Annotated in this window: 3 protein-coding genes; 2 read left to right on the top strand and 1 reads right to left on the bottom strand. The window is 67.7% G+C overall.

Annotation, left to right across the window (positions count from 1 at the left end; genetic code table 11):
* On the top strand, positions 1-828 hold an 828-nt coding region (locus tag Q0W90_RS23355), incomplete at its 5' end, for an FAD-binding protein (RefSeq protein ID WP_297776934.1).
* Positions 829-853: 25 nt separating this feature from the next.
* On the opposite strand, the gene Q0W90_RS23350 is transcribed toward Q0W90_RS23355, so the two are convergent.
* Positions 854-2773 carry an ABC transporter ATP-binding protein/permease gene (locus tag Q0W90_RS23350; protein ID WP_297597162.1) on the bottom strand — a complete coding sequence of 640 codons (1920 nt, stop codon included), beginning with the start codon at positions 2771-2773 and terminating at the stop codon, positions 854-856.
* A gap of 93 nt (positions 2774-2866) precedes the next feature.
* Here Q0W90_RS23350 and Q0W90_RS23345 point away from each other — a divergent pair, with 93 nt between their 5' ends.
* Positions 2867-4528, top strand: coding sequence for an acetolactate synthase (locus tag Q0W90_RS23345; protein WP_297776931.1), 1662 nt, complete (start codon positions 2867-2869; stop codon positions 4526-4528).
* The last annotated feature ends 218 nt before the right edge of the window (positions 4529-4746 follow it).

The raw sequence follows: 4746 nt of genomic DNA, 5'->3' as shown, positions 1-4746 counted from the left end.
GAAACCGGCGCCGTCAAGGCCAAAGCCGTCATCGTCGCGGCGGGCGGTTTCGCGATGAATCCGGAGATGGTTGCTGAGCACACTCCCGCTTTGGGCCAGCCGCGGCGCACCAAGCATCACGGCCTGGCCGCGCCCTACATCCTGGGCAACCCCAACGACGACGGACTGGCCATCCGGATGGGCGTCTCGGCGGGCGGCGCCACCAAGCACATGGACGAGTTGTTCATCACCGCCGCGGCCTACCCGCCGGAGGTCCTGCTGACCGGTGTCATCGTCAACAAGGAGGGCAAGCGCTTCGTCGCCGAGGATTCCTACCACTCGCGCACTTCGGCTTTCGTGCTCGAGCAGCCGGAGCAGACCGCATACCTGGTCGTCGACGAAGCGCACACCGAGATGCCCGCGATGGCGCTGATCCGCTTCCTCGATGGTTACGAGACCATCGCGGAAATGGAAGCCGCGCTTGGCATCCCGGCGGGCAACCTCGCCGCTACGCTGGACCGCTACAACGAGCTCGCCGCCGCCGGTGAGGATCCCGATTTCCACAAGCAGCCGGAATTCCTTGCGCCGCAAGATCATGGCCCCTGGGCGGTGTTCGATCTGTCGCTCGGCCGGGCGATGTACTCGGGATTCACGATCGGCGGCCTAGCGGTGACGGTTGATGGCGAGGTGCAGCGGGCCGACGGCACCGTGGTCCCCGGCTTGTACGCTGCCGGCGCGTGCGCATCCAACCTCGCCCAGGACGGCAAGGGGTACGCCAGCGGGACGCAGCTGGGTGAGGGTTCGTTCTTCGGCCGCCGCGCCGGAGCGCACGCGGCGCGCAGGCGTTAGGGGCAGGGCCGGGGGTGCGTAGGCGCTAGACCTGCGCGGGCTCCTTGGCGACCGGACCCAGCTGCCACGCGCCGCCGCCGAGCAGGTGAAGCTGCTGCTCGTGGTGCTGTTCGACGGCGGGCCGATGACTCACGCTGACCATGACGCATTCCGGCAGCTCCGCCCGCATCAACTGGTACAGCGCGAATTCCAGGCCGACGTCCAGCGCGGAGGTGGCCTCGTCGAGGAAGACCGCCCGCGGTTTGGTGAGCAGGATGCGCGCAAACGCGACGCGCTGCTGCTCGCCGGGGGAAAGCACTTTGGCCCAATCCTGGTCTTCGTCCAGCCGGGTGATGAGCGGCGCCAGAGCCACCTTGGTGAGCACGTCGCGCAGCCGGTCATCGGAGATGTCGTCCGGCGAATTCGGGTAGCACACCACGGTGCGCAATGTGCCCAGTGGCACATACGGCAACTGCGACAAGAACATCGTCGCGTTGTCGCCGTCCGGGCAGCAGAGCGTCCCCGAGGCGTACGGCCACAATTCGGCGAGACTGCGCAGCAGCGTCGTCTTGCCGGCTCCGGAGCGTCCGGTGATCACCAGGGTGTCACCCAGGTCGAGCTGGATATCCAGCGAGTCGACCAGCTGGTCGCCCTGCGGCGTGCGCACTTCGATGCCCCGTAGCTCAACCGTGGTTTCTTCGCTGGGCTTGACGAGAATGGTTGGCAGCGCGCGACCCTGGTCGTTGGCGTCCACCAATCCGTGCAACCGGATGATCGCGGCCCTGAACGAGGCGAAGGCGTCGTAGTTGTTACGGAAGAAGGACAGCGAGTCCTGGATGTTGCCGAACGCGGTCGCGCTTTGACCGACGTCACCGAAGTCGATCCTGCCCGCGAACAGCCGCGGCGCCTGAATCACCCACGGCAGCGGCACAATTGCCTGCGACACCGTCCAGTTCCATCCGTTGAAGATGATGGTCCTGCGAACGAACCTGCGGTAGTTGTCGATGATCGGGATGAACCGCCGCCACAGCTGCGCACGCTCGACCCGTTCGCCGCGGTAGAAGCCCACCGCCTCGGCGGCGTCGCGTAACCGCACCAGGGCATAACGGAATGCGGCGTTGAGTTTTTCGTTGTTGAAGCTCAGCTGAATCAGCGGATGCCCCAGCCAAACCGCGACCACCGTGGCGACCACGACATAGACGAGAACTGTCCAGAACATCGCGCGCGGCACCGTAACGCCGGCAACGTCGAGGTCCCCGGACAGGCTCCACAGAATCGCGGCGAACGAAATCACCGACGCGACGGCGTTGACCGCCCCGAACAGCAACGTGCCGCCCGTCCCGTTGGACGGGACGTTCGGGGTTCCGCCCGCGTTGGCGGTGAAGATGTCGACGTCCTGCTGGATGCGCTGGTCGGGGTTGTCGATGGTGTTGTCGATGAACAGGTCCCGGTAATAGGCCCGGCCGCCCAGCCAATCGTCGGTGAGGTGGGCGGTCAGCCACATGCGCCAGGCGATGATGAATCGCTGGGTCAGGTAGATGTCCACCATGAACCGGAAGACATACAAGATCGCCAGCACGCTGAAGATCGCGATCGACATCCAAAAGCCGTGGATGCCGGATTGTTTGACGACGTCGTCGCCGGCCGCGATGCCCTGCACCGCTTTCTGCACCGCCGTATACAGGTCGTTGCCCTGGTAGCTGAGCAACACCACCAACCGCACCGAAAGCAGCACCGACAGCAGTAACACGCCAAGCATCAGCCACACGCGGACGCTGTGCGCCCCGGTGAAGTAGCCGCGGGTGATCCGCCAGAATTGCCGGCCCCAGGGCGTGAGGTAGCGGAACGCGAGCAGCACCCCGAACAGGCAGACGGCGCTGATCACCCACGCTATGGCGACCCATCGCAACGAATCCATCGGTGCCGTCGACCAGTTGATCGATGGCTTGAACGGCTTGGGACCCATCGTCGACGTCTCCTTACGGTCGAGGTGATCGGACTCTCCTCAACTTGAAATCCTTCGGCGAAGGTACCCGACGGATCTGGCTAGGCTGCGGTGATGACTACCGACGCCACCCCCGCACAGACATTGCATGCCGGCCGCCTCGTCGCGCGGCGCCTGCGGGCCAGCGGGGTCGACACCGTCTTCACGCTGTCCGGCGGGCACCTGTTCTCCATCTACGACGGCTGCCGCGACGAGGGTATCCGGCTGATCGACACCCGCCACGAACAGACCGCGACCTTCGCCGCCGAGGGCTGGTCGAAGGTGACCAGGACGCCGGGCGTGGCGGCGCTGACCGCGGGGCCCGGCATCACCAACGGGATGAGCGCGATGGCGGCGGCGCAGCAGAACCAGTCGCCCCTGGTGGTGCTGGGCGGCCGGGCGCCGGCGCAGCGCTGGGGCATGGGCTCGCTGCAGGAGATCGACCATGTGCCCTTTGTGGCGCCGCTGGCCCGCTTCGCCGCCACCGCGCAGTCGGCGAACGACGCCGGCCGGCTCGTCGATGAGGCATTGCGGGCCGCGGTCGGGGCGCCGTCGGGCGTGGGTTTCGTCGACTTCCCGATGGACCACGTGTTCTCCATGTCGGACGACCCCGATGTCTTCGGGCGCCCCGGGGCTCTCACCGATCCGGCGCCGGGCCATGGTGCCGATGGCGTGGATGACCAGGCGCTGACCCGTGCCGCCGGCCTGCTGTCCGCGGCGCAGCGCCCGGTGATCATGGCGGGCACCAACGTGTGGTGGGGCCACGGGGAAGCGGCTTTGCTACGTCTTGCCGAGGAACTCCAGATCCCGGTGCTGATGAACGGGATGGCCCGCGGCGCCGTCCCGGCCGACCATGCGTTGGCGTTCTCCCGGGTTCGTGGAAAAGCGTTGGGGGAGGCCGACGTTGCGCTGATCGTCGGGGTGCCCATGGATTTCCGGCTCGGCTTCGGCGGGGTGTTCGGGCAGCAGACCCAGCTCGTCGTGGTCGACCGTGCCCGACCCGAGCGTCCCCATCCGCGGCCGGTGCAGGCCGAGCTTTACGGCGAGCTGCCGGCGATCCTCGCGGCGCTGGCCACCGCGGGTGGCGCCGAGCACCGAGCCTGGATCGAGGAGCTCCGGACGGCCGAGACCGGTGCGCGCGCCAAGGAGAAAGCCGAGCTCGCGGACGCCCGCGTCCCGCTGCACCCCATGCGGGTGTACGCGGAGCTGGCGCCCATGCTGGACCGCGACGCCGTCGTCGTCATCGACGCCGGCGATTTCGGGTCGTACGCCGGTCGGGTGATCGACAGCTACCTGCCGGGCTGCTGGCTGGACAGCGGACCGTTCGGCTGTCTGGGTTCGGGACCCGGCTACGCCCTGGCGGCCAAGCTGGCCCGGCCGCAGCGCCAGGTGGTCCTGTTGCAGGGCGACGGCGCGTTCGGCTTCAGCGGCATGGAATGGGACACCCTGGTCCGGCACAACGTGCCCATAGTGTCCGTGATCGGCAACAACGGAATCTGGGGGCTCGAAAAGCACCCCATGGAAGCCTTGTACGGCTATTCGGTGGTGGCCGAACTGCGACCGGGGACCCGCTACGACGAGGTGGCGCGCGCCCTGGGCGCCCACGGCGAGCTGGTCACCGCACCGGGCGAGCTGCGGCCCGCACTGGAACGGGCCTTCGCCAGCGGCCTGCCCGCCGTCGTCAATGTGCTCACCGACCCCAACGTCGCATATCCACGCCGCTCCAACCTCGGTTGAGCCACACCCCGGCGAGAGTGAGCGGTTGCACTCGACTGCTCGGCGTGTCCCGGGCACACACGCACGCTCGCGGCGGTCGAGGGCCCACCGCGTACCGTTGACCTGTGCCTAAGACCACCCGTGCTCAACCCGGCCGGCTGAGCAGCCGCTTTTGGAAGCTGCTCGGCGCCAGCACCGAAAAGGACCGCAGCCGCTCGCTCACCCAGGTCACCGACTCG

Origin of the sequence: Mycobacterium sp. (assembly GCF_025933915.1) — a bacterium.
Taxonomy (GTDB): domain Bacteria; phylum Actinomycetota; class Actinomycetes; order Mycobacteriales; family Mycobacteriaceae; genus Mycobacterium.
This window is presented reverse-complemented; position numbering and strand designations above follow the sequence as displayed.

Bases quoted from the DNA above. Each gene is read 5' to 3' on its own strand.
- Q0W90_RS23350 (WP_297597162.1), bottom strand. From the start codon at position 2,773: ATGGGTCCCAAGCCGTTCAAGCCATCGATCAACTGGTCGACGGCACCG.
- Q0W90_RS23345 (WP_297776931.1), top strand. From the start codon at position 2,867: ATGACTACCGACGCCACCCCCGCACAGACATTGCATGCCGGCCGCCTC.